Raw genomic sequence first — 20,218 nt, 5'->3', positions numbered from 1 at the left:
CCGACTATCGGTGCGGCGGCGGGTCGGGTCCCGTCGGTGCAACCTGCTGCCGGTCACCGGCTCGGAGTCCCGCGCGATGGCCGTGTCCGGCCGGGACAAGGATTTGAAGCCGTTCCTTGACCCTGGGGGCGCTTCAGGCGACGGCTACGCGGGCGGAGAGTGCGGAGTAGTCTGCGGGGCATGGACGAGGGGCTGGGGCGGCGTGAGCGGGACATTCTCGCGTTGGAGCGGCGGGGCTTCACGGGGCCTGGGGCGAAGGAGCGTGCGATACGCGAGGAACTTGGTCTGGCGCCCGTGCGCTACTACCAGCTCCTCAACGCCCTCCTGGACGATCCGCGGGCCCTGGCCCACGACCCGGTGACCGTCAACCGCCTGCGCCGCGTCCGCGACAGCCGCCGCATGGAACGCTGAGCGGGATCCCGGAGGGTTGTTTTCGCCCCCGCCGCCCCTTCCCGTTCCCGACCTCCGGGGGCGCTGCCCCCGGACCCCCGCTCCTCAAACGCCGGAGGGGCTGGATTGTGCCGGACGGGCTGAGAATCCATCCCGAGGGCGCAGCCCCAGATGGAACGGGAAGGGGCGGCGGGGCTGCGCGCTCGAAACCCCGCTCCTCAAGTGCCGGAGGGGCTGACACACCAGCCCGTCCGGCGTTTGAGGACGAGGCCCGTAGGGCCGACAGGGGGGTCTGGGGGCGCAGCCCCCAGGGACGGGACGGGAAGGGGCGGCGGGGGCGAGGAAAAGCTTTAGGGGAGGCGGGCGGCCAGGGACCGTAGGAGGCGTACTACGCCGGAGGGGCCGTCTGTTACCACGTCCGCGCGTTCTCGTAGTTCCGTTACCTCCTCGCTGCCGCTGCAGATCAGCAGCCCGGGCGTGCCGGCCGCGCGGAGTTTGTCGACCGCCGTGTACGCGGCGAGGTCGCCCAGGTCGTCCCCCGCGTAGAGCACCGACCCCGCGCCGATCTCCCGCGCGTACTCCAGCAGGGCGACCCCCTTGTCCATGCCCGGCGGGCGCAGCTCCAGGACCATGCGGCCCGGCTCGACGACGAGGCCGTGCCGGGTGGCGAGGTCGGCCAGCGGTTCGCGCAGGGCCTCGAACGCGGCCTCCGGATCCTCGGCCCTGCGCGTGTGCACGGCCACCGCCCGGCCCTTCTCCTCGATCCAGGTGCCCCGCCACGCGCCGACCCGGTCGAGCAGCCCCGGCAGCTCCGCACGGGCGGCGGCGACACCGGGGTGCGGGGCGGGCGCGGTGACGGTGCCGGTGACGGCGTCCCAGCGCTCGGCGCCGTAGTGGCCGAGAACGACGAGGTGCTCCAGACCGGGAACGCCCGCGAAGCCCCCGATGCGTACCGCGACCCCTGCCGGCCGGCCCGTGACGACGGCGACCGAGGCCACCTTCGGGGCGAGCGCGGCGAGCGCGGGCACCGCGTCGGGGTGCGGGCGGGCCTGCTCGGGATCCTCGACGATCGGCGCGAGTGTCCCGTCGAAGTCGAGCGCGATCAGTGCCTCCCGGGGCCGGGAGAGGAGAGCGTTCAGTCCGTCCCGGCCGGCCTGCGTGGCGGGCGTGGGCAGAGCGTTCGGGTCCGTGGAATCCGTAGGACTGGCCATACGCCCAACCTATCCACGGGCGGCCCGCCGCACGCCTGCCTGACCGGCCATCCCGGTCAGTGGGACGAATCCACCGGCTCGTCCCGCAGCGCCTCCAGCTGGTCCAGGAACCAGCGGGCCGGGGGCAGCGCCGTCGCCGAGGCAATCAGGCGCTTGGTGCGGTCGGTGCGGTCGGCGGGGCTCATCGTCAGGGCCTCGTGCAGGGCACGGGAGGTTTCCACGATGTCGTAGGGGTTGACGGTGATCGCATGCTCGCCCAGCTCCTCGAAAGCGCCCGCCTCCCGTGACAGCACCAGCGCGCAGCCCGCGTCGGAGACGACCGGGACCTCCTTGGCGACCAGGTTCATGCCGTCGCGGATGGGGTTGACCAGGGCCACGTCCGCCAGCCGGTACCCGGCCAGCGAGCGCGCGAAGTCGTCCTTCAGGTGCAGGACGACCGGCCGCCAGCCGGGCGTGCCGTAGCGCTCGTTGATGTCGTCGGCGAGCCGCCGCACCTCGGCGGTGTAGCGGCGGTAGACGGCGAGCTCCTGCCGGGAGGGGTAGGCGAAGGCGACATGCACCACGCGCTCGCGCCACTCGGGGTGGTCGTCCAGGAGCTGCCGGTACGCCAGCAGGCCCCGCACGATGTTCTTGGACAGCTCGGTGCGGTCGACCCGGACGATGGTCCGGCGTCCCTCGCCGATCTCCTCGCGGAGTGCGGCGATCCGCTCGTCGACGTCCGCCTCGTGGGAGCGGGAGCGCAGGAAGTCCGCGTCGGCGCCCAGCCCGTGCACGCCGATCCGCGTATCGCCGAGCCCGCCCGCGAACCGCTCGCAGCACGCGGTGAACGCGTCCGCCCAGCGCCGGGTGAGGAAGCCCAGCCGGTCGGCGCCGAGCATCCCGCGCAGCACCTGCCGCGCGATGTCGTCGGGCAGCATCGCGAAGTACTCCGGCGGCGCCCACGGGGTGTGCGAGAAGTGTCCGATGCGCAGGTCCGGGCGGAGTTCCCGGAGCATCCCGGGCACGAGCGTCAGGTGGTAGTCCTGGACCAGCACCGCCGCGCCCTGCGCCGCCTCCTCGGCCAGCGCCTCGGCGAACGCGCGGTTGTAGGTCTCGTACGAGGCCCACTGGCGGCGGAACTCCGCGTCGAAGACCGGCTCCAGCGGTGTCTGGTACAGCATGTGGTGCACGAACCACAGCACGGAGTTGGCGATCCCGTTGTACGCGTCGGCGTGCACGTCCGCCGGGATGTCCAGCATCCGTACGCCGTCCTCGCCGGCCCCGCGCCGCACGGCCTCCCGGTCGCCGTCGGACAGCGCCGAGCACACCCACAGCGCCCCCGCCTCGGGCCCGATCGCCGACAGCCCGGACACCAGTCCGCCGCCGCCCCGCTTGGCCCGCAGCGAGCCGTCCTCTCCCACCTCGTACGACACCGGTCCCCGGTTGGAGGCGACCAGCACCTGAGCAGCACCGAAGCTTGCAGCCATACGCCTCAACCTAGCCCGGCCCCCGGAACCTCAAACGTGCCCGTGCGTCACCTCGGTGGCGATTTGGTCACGTGGGTTGTGTGGAAGGTGTGAACGAGTGGAAGATGCGTGGTGCACGTTTCAACAACGGGGGGGTGGGCGCCATGCCCATATGCATACGCGTACGCATGCGCGGATTCGCCGGGACGACGGCGCTGATCGCGGCCTCCGCGCTGGCACTGGCCGGCTGCGGCGGCGGAGACACCGGCACACAGGGCAGCACGGACGATCGGCCCGCGGCGGTCACCGCCACGCCGAGCAGCGGCAGCCCCACGCCTGAGGCGTCCCCCACCACCGAGACGCCCACCCCGACGCCCACCCCCACCCCGACCCCCGTCACCCTGTCGGACCACACCGGCGACCGCGTCGGGACGGCCATCCGCGCGGCCAAGAAGGCCGGCCTCGACTACAGCGTCCGTCTGGAGGGCACCGGCAAGCGGGCCTCCTCCTGGGGCAGCGGCGAGAAGGTCTGCGAGCAGACCGACGGGTCCGACAGCGTGACGTTCACCGTCCCGCGCGACGGCCGCGACTGCGACGGCCGCCTGCTGCACACCCCGAAGCCCACCCCGACCCCCGAACCGGCGCAGACGCAGGAGACGGGCGGAAGCGGGGGCACCGGGGGCGGCGGTACGGGCACCTGCGAGCTCACCAGCCCGGCCGGCAACTGCTACGCCGACGGCCAGTTCTGCGCCCAGAAGCACCGGGGACTGAGCACGCACGGCCGGGGCGGCGAGTACCTGACCTGCTCACTGGACTCCGGCGGCATCTGGCGCTGGTCGGACGGCGTGGCCGGCTGACCTGCCGTACCTGCTGACCGGCCGACCTGCCGACCGGCCGACCTGCTGACCGGTGACCGGCTGACCGGCCGACCTGCCGACCTGCTGACCGGTGACCTGCTGACCGGTGACCGGCCGACCCCAACCGGTGACCGGCTGACCTGCCGACCGGCCGACCTGCCGACCGGCCGACTTGCCGCCGGCCGACCGGTTGAGCGGCTGAGCGGTGACCGGAGGGGTCAGGCCACCCTGCGGGCCCGGTACTCCGGGATCTCCGTCATCGGCGGCCGCTCCTCCGTGTCGACGGAGTAGGTCCGGGGTTCGAAGCTGTGGTCCGTCCGCTCGAACTGGGTCAGGGACGGCCGGATCATATGGGCCCGGGCCAGCCGCAGCTGCGCGGTGCGGTAGATCGCGGCGGCCATGCGGCCGAGGGCCTGGCCGTCCTGGTGCCGGTGCTTGCGCACCCCGACGTCGACCTGGGCCAGCGCGTCCAGGCCCACCAGGTGCAGGGCGTCGACCAGCATGCCGAGCTCGACGCCGTAGCCGACCGGGAACGGGAGCCGTTCGAGCAGGGGGCGGCGGGCCGCGTACTCGCCGCCCAGTGGCTGGACGAAGCCGGCCAGCTGGGGCCAGTGCAGGTTCAGCAGCGGGCGGGCCATCAGCTCCGTCACCCGGCCGCCCTGACCGGCCGCGGCCGTGCCGGAGGCGGGTCCGTCGGACACCGTGAGCGGACGGTCGTACATGGCCTTGACCAGGTGTACGCCGGGCTCGGTGAGGAGCGGGCCGACGATGCCGGTGACGAAGTCGGAGGAGAACTCCCTGAGGTCCGCGTCGACGAAGGCCACGATGTCGCCCCGGGTGACCAGCAGCGACCGCCACAGCACCTCGCCCTTGCCGGGCACGGCCGGTATGCGGGGCAGTATCGCGTCGCGGTGCACCACCGACGCGCCCGCGGCCGCCGCCTCCTCGGCCGTGCGGTCGGTCGAGCCCGAGTCGACCACCACGACCTCGTCGACCAGCGGGGCCTGGTGCACCAGGTCGTGCCGGATCACCGAGACGATCTCGCCGACCGTCGCCTCCTCGTTCAGCGCGGGCAGCACCACGCTCACCGTCTGCCCCGTCGCGCGTTTCGCAGCAAGGAGCCGGTGAAGCGGTCGGTCGGCCACGGACCACGACCGCTCGGTCAGCCAGCGCTCGACTTCTTCCAGCACGGTCCCGGCTCCTCACTGGCCCGTGATCCATCTCGCGCTTCGGACGGACCGTCTGCACCAACCAGGCCTTCGGTTACAGTCTTGAACAACGCCGACGACCCTCGCACGCCGGGGGCCGTCGCGCGCACAACTGAACACCGCTCATCCAGAGGGGCAGAGGGAAACGGCCCGATGAAGCCCCGGCAACCCTCCAGTCGGTTCTTGTCACATGGACGTGGCGAGGCTCCCGGCTAGGGAAGGTGCCAAATCCGTCTCACGGCGAGATGCGTCGTGAGGAAGATGAGGAGAAAGGGCCTCGCCTCACATGGCTGTGCAGACTGTTGCAAGCTCCACCGACTCCGCCGCCGCGAACTCCGTCGACCTGGGCCCCGCCGCCGCGCTGTCCTGCCGCGAATGCGGTCACCGCGTGCCCCTCGGCCCGGTCTTCGCCTGCGAGGAGTGTTTCGGCCCGCTGGAGATCGCCTACGACTTCTCGGCCTACGACACCGAGGAGCTCCGCAAGCGGATCGAAGCGGGGCCCACGAACATCTGGCGTTACGCGCCTCTGCTGCCCGTCCCGGCGGACGTGGCGACCAAGCCCAACCTGAACCCCGGCTGGACCAAGCTCGTCCAGGCCGACAACCTCGCGCGCGAGCTGGGCGTCACCGGCGGCCTGTACATCAAGGACGACTCCGGCAACCCGACGCACTCCTTCAAGGACCGCGTCGTGGCCCAGGCCATCGAGGCCGCCCGTGCCTTCGGCTTCACCACCCTGTCCTGCTCCTCGACCGGCAACCTCGCCGGCGCCGTCGGTGCCGCCGCGGCCCGGGCGGGCTTCCGCTCCTGCGTGTTCATCCCGCACGACCTGGAGCAGGGCAAGGTCGTCATGGCCGCCGTCTACGGTGGGGAGCTCGTCGGCATCGAGGGCAACTACGACGAGGTGAACCGCTTCTGCTCCGAGCTGATCGGCGACCCGGCCGGCGAGGGCTGGGGCTTCGTCAACGTCAATCTGCGGCCGTACTACGCGGAGGGCTCCAAGACCCTCGCGTACGAGATCTGCGAGCAGCTGGGATGGCGGCTGCCCGACCAGATCGTGATCCCGATCGCCTCCGGCTCGCAGCTCACGAAGATCGACAAGGGGCTGCAGGAGCTGGTCAAGCTCGGGCTCGTCGAGGACAAGCCGTACAAGATCTTCGGTGCGCAGGCGGAGGGATGTTCGCCGGTCTCCACGGCGTACAAGGCCGGGCACGATGTCGTCCGTCCGCAGAAGCCCGACACGATCGCCAAGTCGCTGGCGATCGGGAACCCGGCGGACGGCCCGTACGTCCTGGACATCGCCCGTCGCACGGGCGGTGCGGTGGAGGACGTCACGGACGAGCAGATCGTGGAGGCGATCACGCTGCTCGCGCGGACGGAAGGGATCTTCGCGGAGACCGCCGGCGGTGTGACGGTCGGCGTGACGAAGAAGCTCATCGAGAGCGGTGCGCTCGACCCGTCCCTGAGCACGGTGGTGCTGAACACGGGGGACGGTCTCAAGACGCTGGACGCGGTGGCGGGCACGGGGCTGACGGCGACGATCCGTCCGAGCCTTGAGTCGTTCCGTGCAGCCGGGCTTGTCTGAGTCGTCCCTGAGTGTGTTACCTGACCGGAGGTTTGTTGTGAGCGTGACTGTTCGTATCCCCACCATCCTGCGCACCTACACGGGTGGGCAGGCCGAGGTGACCGCCGAGGGGGCCACCCTCGCCCAGGTCATCTCGGATCTGGAGAAGAACCACACGGGCATCGCCGCCCGGGTTCTGGATGATCAGGGCAAGCTGCGGCGGTTCGTCAATGTGTACGTGAACGACGACGACGTGCGGTTCGAGCAGGGGCTCGAGACGGCCACCCCGGACGGGGCCGGTGTGTCGATCATTCCGGCGGTCGCCGGCGGCTGATCATTACCTTCGGTAACGACGGTTACCGAGTGTGCAGGACATTGCCCCTTCCGTAAGAGATGCGGAGGGGGCAATTCCATGGGGTTGAACGCGGTAGGGTTGGGGAACGCGCTCCTGATCCACTGATCGAGCACCGTGAATTTCTGCCGCACGCCCGACTGGATGTAGCCAAAGTGTGGGCCCTTTTCGCGGCTTTTGTAACGTTTGCCCGGCCCGACTTGCCCTGAATTCGGATGAATTCTCGCCACATTCCGGACCGGCGGCGTCCAGATTTCTCGTCCGATTGACCTGTTGCAGACGGCAGTTGGGCAGATACATTCAGCCGCGGTCGACGCGTTCCGGCGCACGCCCCCAACCGTTGGGGGGTGAGGTCTGACCCGGATCCGCGAAGTGTGGATCTGTGCAAGGGCCAGTAATAGGGGAGTTAGGCATGGCTCAGGGCACCGTCAAGTGGTTCAACGCGGAGAAGGGGTACGGCTTCATCGCGGTCGACGGTGGTGCGGATGTTTTCGTCCACTACAGCGCGATCCAGATGGACGGCTACCGCACCCTCGAAGAAGGCCAGCGGGTCGAGTTCGAGATCTCGCAGGGTCAGAAGGGCCCGCAGGCCGACATGGTTCGTCTCAGCGCCTGAACGCGCTACCTGCCGCAAGGATCTTCTGCCGACGAAGGGCCCGTACCTCTTGGGGTACGGGCCCTTCGCCGTGCCCGTGTACTCCCTGCACTCCCCCTGGCGCGCTTGCGCCCACCCGTCACCCGACCGCCACGCCTCGACGAGCCCGCTTCGCGGGAGCGCCTTGCACTCGGGTGGGTCGAGTGCTAATCATTGGCGTTAGCACTCTGAAGGTGAGAGTGACAACGAGGACCGGGTCGGTGAGGCCCGCCGGCCGTGTGGGGCAAGGAACCACGGGGTTGGCGAGCCGTCCGTCGCGGGCGCGGGCGCGGTCCGAAGGAATCACCCCCAGTCCTGGAGGGACCACTTCACATGGCCAAGATCATCGCGTTCGACGAGGAGGCGCGGCGCGGCCTCGAGCGCGGCATGAACCAGCTCGCGGACGCCGTGAAGGTGACGCTCGGCCCCAAGGGCCGCAACGTCGTCCTCGAGAAGAAGTGGGGCGCCCCCACGATCACCAACGATGGTGTGTCCATCGCCAAGGAGATCGAGCTCGAGGACCCGTACGAGAAGATCGGCGCCGAGCTGGTCAAGGAAGTCGCCAAGAAGACGGACGACGTCGCCGGTGACGGTACGACCACCGCGACCGTTCTCGCCCAGGCCCTGGTCAAGGAGGGCCTGCGCAACGTCGCCGCGGGTGCCAACCCCATGGCTCTGAAGCGCGGTATCGAGACGGCCGTCGAGGCCGTCTCCGCCGCCCTGCTGGAGCAGGCGAAGGATGTCGAGACCAAGGAGCAGATCGCCTCCACGGCCTCCATCTCCGCCGCCGACACCCAGATCGGCGAGCTCATCGCCGAGGCCATGGACAAGGTCGGCAAGGAAGGCGTCATCACCGTCGAGGAGTCCCAGACCTTCGGTCTGGAGCTGGAGCTCACCGAGGGTATGCGCTTCGACAAGGGCTACATCTCGGCGTACTTCGCCACCGACATGGAGCGTATGGAGGCCGTCCTCGACGACCCGTACATCCTGATCGCGAACTCCAAGATCTCCAACGTCAAGGACCTGCTCCCGCTCCTGGAGAAGGTCATGCAGTCGGGCAAGCCGCTGCTGATCATCGCCGAGGACGTCGAGGGCGAGGCCCTGTCGACCCTGGTCGTCAACAAGATCCGCGGCACCTTCAAGTCCGTCGCCGTCAAGGCCCCGGGCTTCGGCGACCGCCGCAAGGCCATGCTCGGCGACATCGCCATCCTCACGGGCGGCGAGGTCATCTCCGAGGAGGTCGGCCTCAAGCTGGAGAACGCCACGCTGGACCTGCTGGGCAGGGCCCGCAAGGTCGTCATCACCAAGGACGAGACCACCATCGTCGACGGTGCCGGCTCGCCCGACCAGGTCCAGGGCCGCGTGAACCAGATCCGTGCCGAGATCGAGAACAGCGACTCGGACTACGACCGCGAGAAGCTGCAGGAGCGCCTGGCGAAGCTCGCCGGCGGTGTCGCGGTCATCAAGGCCGGTGCCGCCACCGAGGTGGAGCTCAAGGAGCGCAAGCACCGCATCGAGGACGCCGTGCGCAACGCCAAGGCGGCCGTCGAGGAGGGCATCGTCGCCGGTGGTGGCGTGGCCCTGCTGCAGGCCTCCCAGGTCTTCGAGAAGCTGGAGCTCGAGGGTGACGAGGCGACCGGCGCCAACGCCGTGAAGCTCGCGCTGGAGGCCCCGCTGAAGCAGATCGCCGTCAACGGTGGTCTCGAGGGCGGCGTCGTCGTGGAGAAGGTCCGCAACCTCCAGGTCGGCCACGGCCTGAACGCCGCGACCGGTGACTACGTCGACATGATCGCCGAGGGCATCATCGACCCGGCGAAGGTGACCCGTTCCGCGCTGCAGAACGCCGCCTCCATCGCCGCGCTGTTCCTCACCACCGAGGCCGTCATCGCCGACAAGCCGGAGAAGGCCGCGGCCCCGGCCGGCGGCGGCATGCCGGGCGGTGACATGGACTTCTGATCCTCCCGAGGATCGGATCCGTCCGTCGCGTGACCGAGGGCGGCACTCCCTGTTCCGACAGGGGGTGCCGCCCTCGGCGTATGCGGGGCCCCCGGCCGTCGGCCCGCGTGCTGCCGGGCACCCCTCAGAGACCGCCCATGGGCTCGATTCAGAGATTGCCCATCGGTTCGATGTCCACCCTGACCGGGGTGCCCCACACCCGGAGCACCTCGTAGTCGGTGAACTCGTGCACGATCCGGTACGCCATGGCGGGCCGGGACCCGCGCCGCTGCGCCGCGATGAACAGCTCGGCCTCGCGCCGGTCCCGGCGCGGTGTCCCGCACAGCTGCCACGCTTGGCCGTTCCACGCCTCCGGCAGCCAGCGCTGCTGCGGCTGCGGCCGGTCACCGCGCACCCCGTACCGGGACTCCGGGCGCTCGGCCGGCCGGGGCGCCGGCGCGGGGCCGTTGAACTCGGCGCGGCGGGCGGCGCGACGCCGGGTCTCGCAGAGCAGACACAGGTCCGGGGCGCTCTTGTCCACCGGTCCTGTGGGGTGCTCGGCGCAGCGCGTGCTGGGCGCGGCCGTGGTGACGCTCTCCTCGAGCAGGTCCAGGGCCCGCCGCAGGTCGTTCTTCACCTCGTGCAGCCGGGCGTCCGGCGTGTCGGCGGACAGCGCCTCGCCGTGCTCCCCGAGCACACGCAGGGCGCGGCCCAGGGCGGTGAGCTGCGCGTGATTCATGCTTCGTCTCCGGGTCGGGTCCCCCCAGTATCCGCCGGTCGCCTATGCCCCGGCACCCGCCTTCGCCAGCGCGGTGCGCAGATGGCCGTCGGACTCGGTGAGGAGGCGGGTGGCCGTGGGGCCGTCGACGTCGGCCAGGATGACCAGGATCGCGTGTTTGACCTCGCCGTCCGTGGCGGTCAGGGCGCGTTCGACGACGTCGTCCGCCGCGCCCGTCGCCTGCGCGACGATACGGCGGGAGCGGGCCCGAAGCTTCTCGTTGGAGGCGCGGACGTCGACCATCAGGTTCCCGTACGTCTTGCCCAGCCGGATCATCGTGATCGTCGACAGCATGTTCAGGACCAGCTTCTGTGCCGTGCCGGCCTTGAGGCGGGTGGATCCGGTGAGGAACTCCGGGCCGACGACGACCTCGATGCCGTGCTCGGCCGCCGCCGCGAGCGCGCTGGCCCGGTTGCAGGCCAGGCCGACGGTGAGGGCGCCGCGGGCGCGGGCGTAGGCGACGGCGCCGATCGCGTAGGGGGTGCGGCCGGAGGCGGAGATGCCGACCACCGTGTCGTCGGCGGTCAGCTGCAGTGCTGCCAGGTCGGCCTCGGCCAGCTCCGGGGAGTCCTCGGCGCCCTCCACGGAGGTGACCACGGCGTCGGGGCCGCCCGCGATCAGGCCGACGACCTGCTCGGGGGCGGTGTTGAAGGTCGGCGGGCACTCGGAGGCGTCCAGCACGCCCAGCCGCCCTGCGGTGCCCGCGCCCGCGTAGACCAGCCGGCCGCCGCGGGCCATCCGCTCGGCGACGGCGTCGATCGCGGCGGCGATCGCCGGCACCTGCTCGGCGACGGCGCCGGCCACGGTGGCGTCCTCGCCGTTCATCAGTCGCGCGATGTCGAGCGTGGGCAGCCGGTCGATGTCCGCGAGCTCCGGGCGGAACGCCTCGGTGGTCAGCGTCTCCAACTGGGAACGAAGGTCGGGGTGGTCCGGGGTGGGAGTCATGGGCGGTGTCTTTCGAGTCCGGGTTGGGCGGATCACCTGGGGGCGCGGGGCTGTGTCGATCTGCGGTTTCGCCGCGTGGGCGCGGTCGACGACGGATCACCCGTGCTTGGCAACAGCGCTCCGCCCTTACGGCCCCTTGCGGCCCGCCCGGTGCCGGTGCGCCAGGGCCTCGTAGGAAGCGGCCAGCGCCGGCGCCGCCGCGTCGTACGTCCGCTGCGCGACCCCCACGAACAGACAGTCCACCACCAGCAACTGCCCCGTCCGGGAGGACATCGCGGCGGGCCGCAGCTCGCTCTCGCGGGCCGTGGACGTGGTCAGGACGTGGTCGGCGTACTGCGTGACGGGGCTGTCCGGACGGCCGGTGACCGCCACCGTCGTCGCTCCGTGCTCGAAGGCCACCCGGAGCGGTTCTATGACGTCCCCGGTCGATCCGGAGTGCGTGATGGCGATCGCCACGTCACCCGAACGGAGCTGCACCGCGTTGGTGACCGCGAGGTGGGGGTCGCTGTGGGCGTGGGCCAGCAGGCCTATGCGCAGCAGCTTCTGGGTGAGGTCCTGGGCGACGAGACCCGACGCGCCCACGCCGTACACATCGGTGCGGCGGGCGCCGGCCAGGGCGGACACGGCGGCGGCGAGCTGCACGGTGTCCAGTCCGGCGGCGGTGTCGGCCAGGGTCTGCTGCTCGTCGTAGGCGAGCTTGGCGACGACGTCGGCCATGGGGTCGTCCACCGCGATGTCCGTGGTGATGGCGGGCGCGCGCCCGGACTGCTGCTGGGCGGCGAGCCCGGCCAGCGCCAGGCGCAGATCGCGGTAGCCGGGGTAGCCGAGCAGGCGGGCGGTGCGGACGACGGTGGCCTCGCTGGTGCCGGTGAGTTCGGCGAGGCCGGTGACCGTGAGGGCCGCGCAGCCGGCAGGGTCATCGGCGACGGCTTCGGCGACCCGCTGCATGGACCGGGTCATCGACGGTGCCAGTGTGCGCACCTTCGCCGCGAGGGCGGCGGGGGCAGGCGGGGCAGGCGGGGCGGGCGTGGTGGCGCCCGGACCACCCGCGAAAGTTTCCTTCAGCTCATTGGTCACAGTATGAAAGATATTTTCGCTGCGGCCTCCCGGTCAAGAGTGCGCACAATAGGGACATGGAACCCCAGCCCCACGGCGAGTCCTCCGCCGGCCCGGTCGACCCCCTGGAACAAGCGTTGCACGCGGCACGCGCCCTCGTGCTCGCCGATCTGGTCGCGCGCGAGGTCGCCGAGGCGGACGTGGTGTCCATGGTCGAGGACTCCGTGGCGCACCGGCGCTGGTGGGTCGAGCAGTGGCCGGAAGGCATCGGATTCCTCCCCGGCCTGGTCGCCCAGGACGTCCAGGACGCCCTGCTGGAACGGCACGGGCGCTGGCCCCTGTGCCCGGTCTGCGGCACCGGCGACCCGCATGCGCTGGAGGTGGAGCCGGAACTCGGCCCCGACCCGCACTGGGTCTGCCACAAGGCGGGCGTCAAGGTCGCCCCGGTGGGGGCATTGGGCGGAGCGGCGCCTTCGTGACGGTATACATCGACCCGCCCACCTGGCCCGGACACGGCCTGCTCTGGTCCCACCTCGTCAGCGACCTCTCCTACGCCGAACTGCACGCCTTCGCCGACCGTCTGGGCGTGCCCCGCCGCGCCTTCGAACGCGACCACTACGACATCCCCGCGCACCGGTACGCGGACGCGGTGCGCGCGGGGGCCGTCGAGGTGAGCAGCCGCCAGGTGGTGGAGTTGCTGCACGGGGCGGGACTGCGGCGGCGCAAGGGCGCGGCTCAGCCGCGCAGTTCGTAGGAGAGCAGTTCGTAGGAGATCTGCCCCATGTCCTCGGAGACCCGGGTGAAGCCGGCCCGGGTGACGACGTTCTGCGAGGGCACGTTCTCGTGGTCGACGACGGCCGCCACGGTCCGTATGCCGTCCTGCTCCAGCGCCCAGCGGGACAGCGTGCGCAGCGCCTCGGTGGCATAGCCCTGGCCGCGGGCGCCCGCCACGAGGTCGTAGCCGATCTCGACCCGGCCGTCCCCGTCCGGGACCCCGTGGAAGCCCATCGCGCCCACCGCGAGGTCGTCCTCGCGCCGGACCAGCGCGTACATGCCCCACTCCGGGTGGAACACGCCTTCCTCGTACTGCTTGACCACGTTCCCGGCGCCCTTACGGGTGCCGTCGGCCGCGGCCCCGCCGACCCATGCGAAGCCGCCGTCACCCACGAGGGACAGGTCGGCGGCGGCCGCCGGGGTGACGCCCTCCAGGGTCAGCCGCTCCGAGCGGAGCACCGGGTTGTTGCTCCAGCGCCACGCGGTGACCGGCTCCCGGCCCGGCAGTTCGCCGCGCCCGGTCGCCCACAGGAGCGTCCGCCATGGCGTGGGACCCGGCTTGACCTGCGGGAAGAGCCGCGTCAGCACGAAGGACGCCAGCTCGGCGGGCGGTTCGTAGCCGATCCCCATTCCATCGGCGATGTCGTGCGTATGCAGCAGCACCTCGGTCACGCCCATCGCGGCGAACCCCTCGCGGTTGGCGTGCCGGAAGGGGTACGGGTGGAAGGCGCGTACGGAGCGGGGGGTGGTGCGGACGGCGGCGGCGAGCAGGGCGCCGGTTGTGGTGATCACGTGGAGGGCGCCCTAGTTGTCCGCAGGGTCCAGACCCTCCTCGCTGCCCTCGAGGGTGATCTCGAAGGGCACGTACGCGTTCTGCGCCCGCCCGGCGAGCTGTCCCGCGTACGCGATGAGGTCGCTCGCGATGTGCGTCGCCGTCTCCTGGCAGGACCATTCCAGCCGCCCCGCTCTCACCGCCCTCCAGTCCCGGTCGGTGACCGCCCCCAGCGCCGCCACGCAGTCCGCGACGGCTTCCTCCACCTGATCCGCTCCCGAGGCATGCATGCGGGGCAGGCTAGGCGGGCGGTGCGGGTGCGGTCGACAGCATTTCCAGTTCTCCGCGCATGTTGTAGCGGGCGGTGGCCTCCCAGTGCTCCCGCCCGTACGGCGTACGGAACAGGCGGGGCAGGGCGAGCAGTTGCCGCAGCACATCGGCCCGGCCCGCACGGAAGGCGTCGTTCGGCACGAAGTGGTACTCCTCGCGGACGGCGGCGGTGTAGGCGGCGTACGACGACGGCGGCGCCGCGAGGATCGCGAGATCGGCATCGCACAGCACCTGCCCGTCGCGGTCGTCGTCGGCCGGATCATGCGTGACGGTAAGCCGTACCAGCCGGGCGACCTCGGCGGTCTTCTCCTCCGACACCCCGGCCTCGGGAAGCGCCCGCTCGGCGAGCCGGGCGGACCGCTCCTCGTTCTCGGACCGCTCCGGCAGATACACGGCGTCGTGGAACCAGGCGGCGAGCCGTACGACGTCGGGGTCGTCGGCGTGTTCCGCCAGCGTGTCGACGCGGTCGAGGACGGCCGTGAGGTGGGTGAGCGTGTGGTAGTGCCGCTGCGGCTCCTGCCAGCGGACAATCAGATTCTCCGCATACGGCACGGGGTCAGGCCCCTCCGAGGATCCCCGGGCCCCTTCCAGGGCGCGGACGAAACGGTCACGGAGGTCTCGAGTGTCGGCCATGCGCCCATTGTTTCCGGTCCGCGCCCCATGCGTCACAGCGGCAGCTCCGCCCGCACGGTCTTCCCCCGGGGCTTCGCCATGAGGTAAGGATCCTGCGAGCACAGGCAGAGGAGGCGCGGGCGGCGAGTGCCTGGAAGTCGCCGCCTCCCTCACCTCCGTCCACGTCCGCGACTCAAAGGACACCGGCCAGGGCACCTTCGCGGTGGCGCCGGACGCGTGGTCCGCGTTCGTCGCGCACGCACGCCTGACCGAAACCGACGTCAACATGGCGTGACGGTCGGCTTGACCCGGTGCATACGGCTGCACCAGGTCCTGGGCCGCTCCTTCGGGAGCGGCCCGAGTGCTTTCCGGGAGCGGTCGGCAGGACAGCACCGGCGTACCACGGTCGGTACGGACATCGAGGTCCGTCCACCACTAGCGTGGACGGCATGACGACTCCTGCGGATGTGCAGAACGTACGAGACCCCGAGCTGCCCGGGCGGCTGCTGACCGTCGAGCGGGACGAGCTGGTGCCCCTGCTGCGGGGGCGGGACGACGCGGACTTCGCGCTGCCGGTGACGGCGTGTCCGGGCTGGACGGTACGGGACGTGCTGGCGCACTGCTCGGCGGCGCTGTCGCGGGTGGTGGAGAGCCGGTACGAGAAGGACGTGTTCTCCCCGGCGGGCAACCAGCGGGACATCGACGAGCGGGCCGGCTGGACCAACGCGCAGATCCTCGACGAACTGGAACGCGGCATGACCGAGGCCGGGCCGGTCATCGCGAAGGCGGGCGGCGTGCTGGACGTGCTAGCGCTGGGCGAGTGGGTGCACGCGGGGGACGTGCGGGTCGCGCTGGGCGAGCCGGGCGCGTACGCGGGCGCGGGGCTGCCGTACGCGCTCACCCTGCTGGCGCAGGTGACCGGCCGGCAGGGGCATCTGCCGCTGCATGCCGACCTTGACGACGCCGACGAGCCGCTGCGGCTGGGCGACACCTCGGGGGAGCGTCCCCCGGCCCGCTTCATCGGCGACGGACCGACGTTGGTGCGGCTGTACGCGGGACGCGCGGTGGACGACGGGGCCTCGTACGAGCTGGCCGGGGCGGAGGCGGCGGAGCTGAACATCTTCGGGGACTGAGCGGAGGGGTGGGGCAGCCTCGGGTGGGCGGTCGGGCGTAGTCTGGATTGGACTAGACCTGTAGTCGCCGTCTGATGCCGAGGAATGGGGTCCCATGAGCAAGCGAGCAGTCCTGGAGGTGATCGCCCTCGACGTCGAGGACGCGGTCGCCGCCCAGGCCGGAGGTGCGGACCGCCTCGAGCTGGTCACGGACATGGCGGCGGACGGGCTGACCCCTTCGGCGGCGACCGTCGCGGGGCTCCGCGCGGCCGTGGACATCCCGGTGCGGGTGATGCTGCGGCTGGCGGACGGGTTCGCGGCAGGCGCGGTGGAACGGCTGGTCACGGCGGCGTGCGAGATGAGGGAGGCAGGGGCGGAGGAGTTCGTCCTCGGTTTCCTCGACGCGGACGGCCAGGTGGATCTGGCGGCGGTGGAGCGGGTCGCGGCCGAGCTGGAGGGCTGCCGGTGGACGTTCCACCGGGCCATCGACCGGGCCGCCGACCGGGACGCGTTGCGCAAGCAGCTCGCGGACTTCCCTGGCCTGGACACGTACCTGACCGCGGGCGCGGCGGAGGGGGTGGACGCGGGGCTGCCGGTGCTGTGCGCGGAGGCGGGGCGGCGAGGTGAGCCGGGGTACGGCCAGCAGTTGCTGGTGGGCGGCGGTCTACGGCTGGAGCATGTGCGGGGGTTGCTGGCGGCTGGGATCGACGCCTTCCACATCGGCGGGGCGGCGCGGCCGCGGGGCTGGGACGGGCCGGTGTCGGCGGATGCCGTTGCGGAGTGGCGGCGGGTGCTGGGGGGCTGAGCGGTGGGTGTTGCGCAGCCCGGCGCCGGCGGGGTGCCTCCCCCACTCTCGGCTTCGCTCGAGCGGGGGGACCCCCATCGCCCACCCGTGCCGCCCTGGGGGTACCTCCCAGGCCTTTAAGGCACTGGGGGAGGCACGACTGCCCGCAGGCTGCGTTGCGCGACTGGCCGCAGGCTCAGGCTGCGTTACGCGACTGCCCGCAGGCTGCGTTACGTCAGTTGGGGCGGGAGTGGAGTCGTGTGGGTCACGATCAGGCCTGAGACGGCTCGGGTGAGGGTGACGTACAGGCGGCGGAGGCCGGTGCGTTCGTCGGGTTCGGCGTTCACCACTGCGCTGGGTTCGTCGAGGAGTACGTAGTCGTACTCCAGGCCCTTCGCCAGGGAGGCGGGGACCAGGGTGAGGCGGGTGGACCGGGTGGTCTCCTCGCCGGGGGCGACGTACGCGATCCCGGCGGTCGTCAGCGCCTCCGCGAGGTCCGGGATGCGGGCGTCCGCCGCGATCAGGCCGACCGAGCCCTCGTTGCTCAGGAGTTCACGGCACGCGGCCACCACGTCGTCCGTCCCTTGGGACCGGCGGACCTCGAAGAAGCCCGGGTTCTCACGGATCGACGCCACCGGGGTCAGCCCCGGAGCGATGTGCGGGAGGAGCCGGGAGGCGTACGTGATGACGTCCGTGGGGACGCGGAAACCGGCCGTCAGTTCCTCGATCACCGCGTCCGGCTTCCCCAGGTGGGACAGGGCGTCCTCCCAACTGCGCGTCGCCCACGGCGTGGTGCCCTGCGCCAGGTCGCCGAGGACCGTCGCCGAGCCGGTCGTGCAGCGGCGGCCCACCGCCCGGTACTGCATGGGGGAGAGGTCCTGCGCCTCGTCCAGCACCACGTGCCCGAGCGACGGCGTCCGCTGGATCAGGTCCGCCGCCTCGTCGATCAGCACCGTGTCCGCCGCCGACCACTTCGCCGACTTCACCGACCGCGCCGGCTTCGTCCAGAGGATCGTCTTCTGCTCCTGCTCGTCGAGCAGCCCCTCCGCGTGCTCCGCGAGGAACTCCGCGTCGCCCAGCAGTCGCAGCACCAGCTTCGCCGGGTCGACGGCCGGCCACACCGCCTTCACCGCGGCCTTCACCGCCGCGTTGCGCGCCACCGCGTCCTGCACCCGGTCGTCCGGCGCCTCACCCGCCCGCTCCATCTGCACCAGCACCGCGTGCGCGATCCGCTGCGGAAGCGCGTCGCGGGCGGCCCCGTAGCGGATGTCCCGGTCCAGCAACTGCCGCACGACCTCCTCGAGTTCGTACGCCGGGACCCGCCAGCGGCGCGATCCGCGCACGACCACGACCGGCTCGGTGGGCGTCGTGACATGGGAGTAGAGGGCTCTGCGCAGGACCTGGGCCATCCGCGCGTCACCCTTGACCACCGCCGCCGTGGCGTCGTCCGTCCCGCGCACCTCCACGTGCGCTACCAGGTCGTCCACGGTGGCCTGGGCGACGGTGAGTTCGCCCAGGGCCGGGAGCACCTGCTCGATGTAGTGGAGGAAGGAGCGGTTCGGCCCGACGACCAGTGTCCCCGTGCGGGCCAGCCGCTCGCGGTGGGCGTAGAGGAGGTAGGCGACCCGGTGCAGGCCGACAGCCGTCTTCCCGGTGCCGGGTCCTCCCTGCACGCAGACGCCGCCGGACAGCCCCGACCGCACGATCTCGTCCTGCTCGGGCTGGATCGTCGCGACGATGTCCCGCATGGGGCCCACGCGCGGGCGCTCGATCTCCTGCTGGAGGAGCTTGCTGGTGGTCGCCGCCTCGGCCGGGTCGGACAGGTGCTCGTCTTCGTACGCGGTGAGGTCGCCGCCGGTGCAGCCGAAGCGGCGGCGCAGCCCGATGTCCATCGGGTCCTTCTTGGACGCCCGGTAGAACGGCTGCGACACCGGCGCACGCCAGTCGATCACCATCGGGTCGCCGTCCCCGTCGTGCACATGCCGGCGCCCGATATAGAAGCGTTCCCCGTCCGCACCCTCGGCCTGTTCCGCGCCGGGGGCGTGCAGGTAGTCGAGGCGGCCGAAGAACAGCGGGGTGTCGCTGAGGTCGGCCAGCGCCTTGATGCGCTCCTCGATCTGGCGCTGCAGGACGGCCGCGTTGACCCAGTTCGCGGTGACATTGCTGATGTCGAGGGCTTCGACGTCCTCACGCATCGCGCGCAGTGCGGAACGTGACGCGGAGAGGTGGGCGCGCTCTCGCGCGAGCGGGTCGTCCGCGGGACTGCTCGCGGGTTCGTCTACGGGCTCGTCTACCGGCGTGGACGCGGACAAGGGGGTGCCTCCGGGAACCTGCTGCTGGGGTTGCTGCGTAATACCGGCCGGTTTCCGTCCGGGCGGCGGCGCTCCGTGAGGGAGGCGGGCAAGAGCGGAGAGTCTAGGACGCGGGGCCGGTGCGCTCCAAACGGTTTATGCGTCCGCTTCCCGTACGACGGGCACGTCGGCCGGCCCCCGCACCGGTCCCGTGGTCAGCGAGGCTTGCCGAACCGGACGCGATCGGTCACTGACCCGACAGGTCCGCCCCCAGAGCGACGTTGGCGCCGTTGAGCCTGTGCCAACCTGGCGTCAGCCAGTCTGATGACAGCCGCGCTGACTGACTCTTCAGGTTTGAGCGGAGGGTGATTCTCCGGTCACTGTCCGGAGTTCAATCAGTGCTCCGGCCAAGCAGTTTGCTTGGGACGGCAATACCGGGAAACGCGGATGTCGACGCTCCTGAAAGCCACTGGAAGGAGGGAGGCCCACAGGTGAACACCGATCCGATGGCCGACGACGTCTACCAGCCGACCCAGAACGACGTGCGCGAAGAGAGCACCGCACGGTTGGACGACCTGGAGGACGCGGTCGAGGAACCGAACTATGACGAACTCCTCGACGAGGGGTACTCCCCGCCCGAGAAGCCGCTCGGCGTCACCAAGCACGGCACGACCGCGGCCGAGCAGCGGGAGCGCGAGAGCCTCGACCAGCGGTTGATCCAGGAGGAGCAGGATGTACGGGAGCCGGAGGGTGACGGGGTGGGCGACCTGCCCGGCGGTGACGGCGAGGTCATCGACCCAGAGGCGGGTGAGGCGCGCGCCGGCCGCCTGATCGCCCCGGACGAGGGCGCACATCCCGACACCGAGAAGGACGAGGTCGCCTACGACGTCGGCATCGACGGGGGAGCGGCCAGTGCCGAGGAGGCCGCTGCCCACGTCACCGACGACAACTTCTCGCCGCCCGACGACGACCCCATCCCTCCGGACGATCCCCTCCTTTACCCCCGCCCCCGGCGCAGGCAGGACTGAGGCGTCGGCCTCGCAGCCGGTCGATTCGCCGCAGCTTGTTCGTCGCGTCCAGGGGGCCGCGGATGGGCGTGCCAGACCCCGCGTCCCCGACTTGATCCGCCGGGACAGGCCCTAGGGGACGCCCCCGTCCTGCCTGAGGGGTA

The 20,218-nt window shown here is 71.5% G+C and carries 19 protein-coding genes, 2 pseudogenes and 1 riboswitch; of the genes and pseudogenes, 12 read left to right on the top strand and 9 right to left on the bottom strand.

What is annotated here, in order from left to right; genetic code table 11:
- Nucleotides 1-180 precede the first annotated feature (180 nt).
- On the top strand, nt 181-411 hold the full coding sequence (locus AB0L56_RS14360; RefSeq protein ID WP_361031505.1) for a DUF3263 domain-containing protein: 231 nt from the start codon (nt 181-183) through the stop codon (nt 409-411).
- Nucleotides 412-740: 329 nt separating this feature from the next.
- Here AB0L56_RS14360 and otsB read toward each other — a convergent pair whose 3' ends face one another.
- Both otsB and AB0L56_RS14350 read right to left on the bottom strand, forming a co-directional pair.
- The gene (gene otsB, locus AB0L56_RS14355; protein ID WP_365422898.1) at nt 741-1,601 is read right to left on the bottom strand and encodes a trehalose-phosphatase; all 861 of its coding nucleotides are present in this window, start codon (nt 1,599-1,601) and stop codon (nt 741-743) included.
- 56 nt (nt 1,602-1,657) lie between these two features.
- Entirely contained in the window at nt 1,658-3,067 is a 1,410-nt protein-coding gene (locus AB0L56_RS14350; RefSeq protein WP_365422895.1) for a trehalose-6-phosphate synthase, read from the bottom strand.
- A 143-nt stretch (nt 3,068-3,210) separates the two neighbouring features.
- Between AB0L56_RS14350 and AB0L56_RS14345 the strand changes: the two genes are divergently transcribed.
- Nucleotides 3,211-3,903, top strand: a complete 693-nt coding sequence (locus tag AB0L56_RS14345) for a hypothetical protein (RefSeq protein ID WP_361031496.1) — start codon at nt 3,211-3,213, stop codon at nt 3,901-3,903.
- 218 nt (nt 3,904-4,121) lie between these two features.
- Here AB0L56_RS14345 and AB0L56_RS14340 read toward each other — a convergent pair whose 3' ends face one another.
- On the bottom strand, nt 4,122-5,093 hold the full coding sequence (locus AB0L56_RS14340) for a glucosyl-3-phosphoglycerate synthase (protein WP_365422892.1): 972 nt from the start codon (nt 5,091-5,093) through the stop codon (nt 4,122-4,124).
- Between the two features lie 138 nt (nt 5,094-5,231).
- A riboswitch (SAM riboswitch) is annotated at nt 5,232-5,379 on the top strand.
- Between the two features lie 18 nt (nt 5,380-5,397).
- Between AB0L56_RS14340 and thrC the strand changes: the two genes are divergently transcribed.
- From thrC to groL, 4 genes are all read left to right on the top strand, one after another.
- Nucleotides 5,398-6,693, top strand: coding sequence for a threonine synthase (thrC, locus tag AB0L56_RS14335; protein ID WP_361031490.1), 1,296 nt, complete (start codon nt 5,398-5,400; stop codon nt 6,691-6,693).
- A gap of 37 nt (nt 6,694-6,730) precedes the next feature.
- Entirely contained in the window at nt 6,731-7,006 is a 276-nt protein-coding gene (locus tag AB0L56_RS14330; RefSeq protein ID WP_365422889.1) for a MoaD/ThiS family protein, read from the top strand.
- Nucleotides 7,007-7,436: 430 nt separating this feature from the next.
- Entirely contained in the window at nt 7,437-7,640 is a 204-nt protein-coding gene (locus tag AB0L56_RS14325) for a cold-shock protein (protein WP_004929928.1), read from the top strand.
- Nucleotides 7,641-7,991: 351 nt separating this feature from the next.
- Complete coding sequence (gene groL / locus AB0L56_RS14320; RefSeq protein ID WP_365422886.1) at nt 7,992-9,614, top strand: chaperonin GroEL; 1,623 nt, start codon at nt 7,992-7,994, stop codon at nt 9,612-9,614.
- 148 nt (nt 9,615-9,762) lie between these two features.
- Here groL and AB0L56_RS14315 read toward each other — a convergent pair whose 3' ends face one another.
- The 3 genes from AB0L56_RS14315 to AB0L56_RS14305 all read right to left on the bottom strand — a co-directional run bounded on the left by AB0L56_RS14315 (nt 9,763) and on the right by AB0L56_RS14305 (nt 12,393).
- Nucleotides 9,763-10,332: a hypothetical protein gene (locus AB0L56_RS14315; RefSeq protein WP_361031481.1), complete on the bottom strand. Its 570-nt coding sequence runs from the start codon at nt 10,330-10,332 to the stop codon at nt 9,763-9,765.
- A 42-nt stretch (nt 10,333-10,374) separates the two neighbouring features.
- Nucleotides 10,375-11,316 (bottom strand): N-acetylmuramic acid 6-phosphate etherase, encoded by a 942-nt coding sequence (gene murQ / locus AB0L56_RS14310; protein ID WP_365422883.1) that lies wholly within the window; start codon nt 11,314-11,316, stop codon nt 10,375-10,377.
- A 126-nt stretch (nt 11,317-11,442) separates the two neighbouring features.
- On the bottom strand, nt 11,443-12,393 hold the full coding sequence (locus AB0L56_RS14305; RefSeq protein WP_365422880.1) for a MurR/RpiR family transcriptional regulator: 951 nt from the start codon (nt 12,391-12,393) through the stop codon (nt 11,443-11,445).
- A gap of 56 nt (nt 12,394-12,449) precedes the next feature.
- Between AB0L56_RS14305 and AB0L56_RS14300 the strand changes: the two genes are divergently transcribed.
- The gene (locus tag AB0L56_RS14300) at nt 12,450-12,851 is read left to right on the top strand and encodes a hypothetical protein (RefSeq protein ID WP_361031471.1); all 402 of its coding nucleotides are present in this window, start codon (nt 12,450-12,452) and stop codon (nt 12,849-12,851) included.
- Nucleotides 12,848-13,126 carry a DUF4031 domain-containing protein gene (locus AB0L56_RS14295; RefSeq protein WP_361031468.1) on the top strand — a complete coding sequence of 93 codons (279 nt, stop codon included), beginning with the start codon at nt 12,848-12,850 and terminating at the stop codon, nt 13,124-13,126. The genes AB0L56_RS14300 and AB0L56_RS14295 overlap by 4 nt, the downstream gene beginning before the upstream one ends.
- Here the strand turns inward: AB0L56_RS14295 and AB0L56_RS14290 are convergent.
- Together AB0L56_RS14290 and AB0L56_RS14285 are read right to left on the bottom strand one after the other, a co-directional pair.
- Nucleotides 13,108-14,184 (bottom strand): annotated as a pseudogene (locus tag AB0L56_RS14290) (GNAT family N-acetyltransferase). The gene AB0L56_RS14295 and the pseudogene AB0L56_RS14290 sit on opposite strands and share 19 nt — an antisense overlap.
- Before the next feature lie 34 nt (nt 14,185-14,218).
- Nucleotides 14,219-14,881, bottom strand: a complete 663-nt coding sequence (locus AB0L56_RS14285) for a hypothetical protein (protein WP_365422876.1) — start codon at nt 14,879-14,881, stop codon at nt 14,219-14,221.
- A 115-nt stretch (nt 14,882-14,996) separates the two neighbouring features.
- Here AB0L56_RS14285 and AB0L56_RS14280 point away from each other — a divergent pair.
- The 3 genes and pseudogenes from AB0L56_RS14280 to AB0L56_RS14270 all read left to right on the top strand — a co-directional run.
- A pseudogene (locus AB0L56_RS14280) lies at nt 14,997-15,155 on the top strand (DUF397 domain-containing protein); the annotation flags it as partial.
- A 154-nt stretch (nt 15,156-15,309) separates the two neighbouring features.
- The gene (locus AB0L56_RS14275; RefSeq protein WP_365422874.1) at nt 15,310-15,993 is read left to right on the top strand and encodes a maleylpyruvate isomerase family mycothiol-dependent enzyme; all 684 of its coding nucleotides are present in this window, start codon (nt 15,310-15,312) and stop codon (nt 15,991-15,993) included.
- Nucleotides 15,994-16,087: 94 nt separating this feature from the next.
- A complete protein-coding gene (locus tag AB0L56_RS14270; RefSeq protein ID WP_365422871.1) occupies nt 16,088-16,777 on the top strand; it encodes a copper homeostasis protein CutC in 690 nt (229 codons plus the stop codon).
- 209 nt (nt 16,778-16,986) lie between these two features.
- Here AB0L56_RS14270 and AB0L56_RS14265 read toward each other — a convergent pair whose 3' ends face one another.
- Nucleotides 16,987-18,951: an AAA family ATPase gene (locus tag AB0L56_RS14265; RefSeq protein ID WP_365422868.1), complete on the bottom strand. Its 1,965-nt coding sequence runs from the start codon at nt 18,949-18,951 to the stop codon at nt 16,987-16,989.
- 587 nt (nt 18,952-19,538) lie between these two features.
- Between AB0L56_RS14265 and AB0L56_RS14260 the strand changes: the two genes are divergently transcribed.
- Nucleotides 19,539-20,075, top strand: coding sequence for a DUF5709 domain-containing protein (locus tag AB0L56_RS14260; protein ID WP_361031450.1), 537 nt, complete (start codon nt 19,539-19,541; stop codon nt 20,073-20,075).
- The last annotated feature ends 143 nt before the right edge of the window (nt 20,076-20,218 follow it).

Source organism: Streptomyces sp. NPDC052079, assembly GCF_040680275.1.
GTDB lineage: Bacteria > Actinomycetota > Actinomycetes > Streptomycetales > Streptomycetaceae > Streptomyces.
This window is presented reverse-complemented; position numbering and strand designations above follow the sequence as displayed.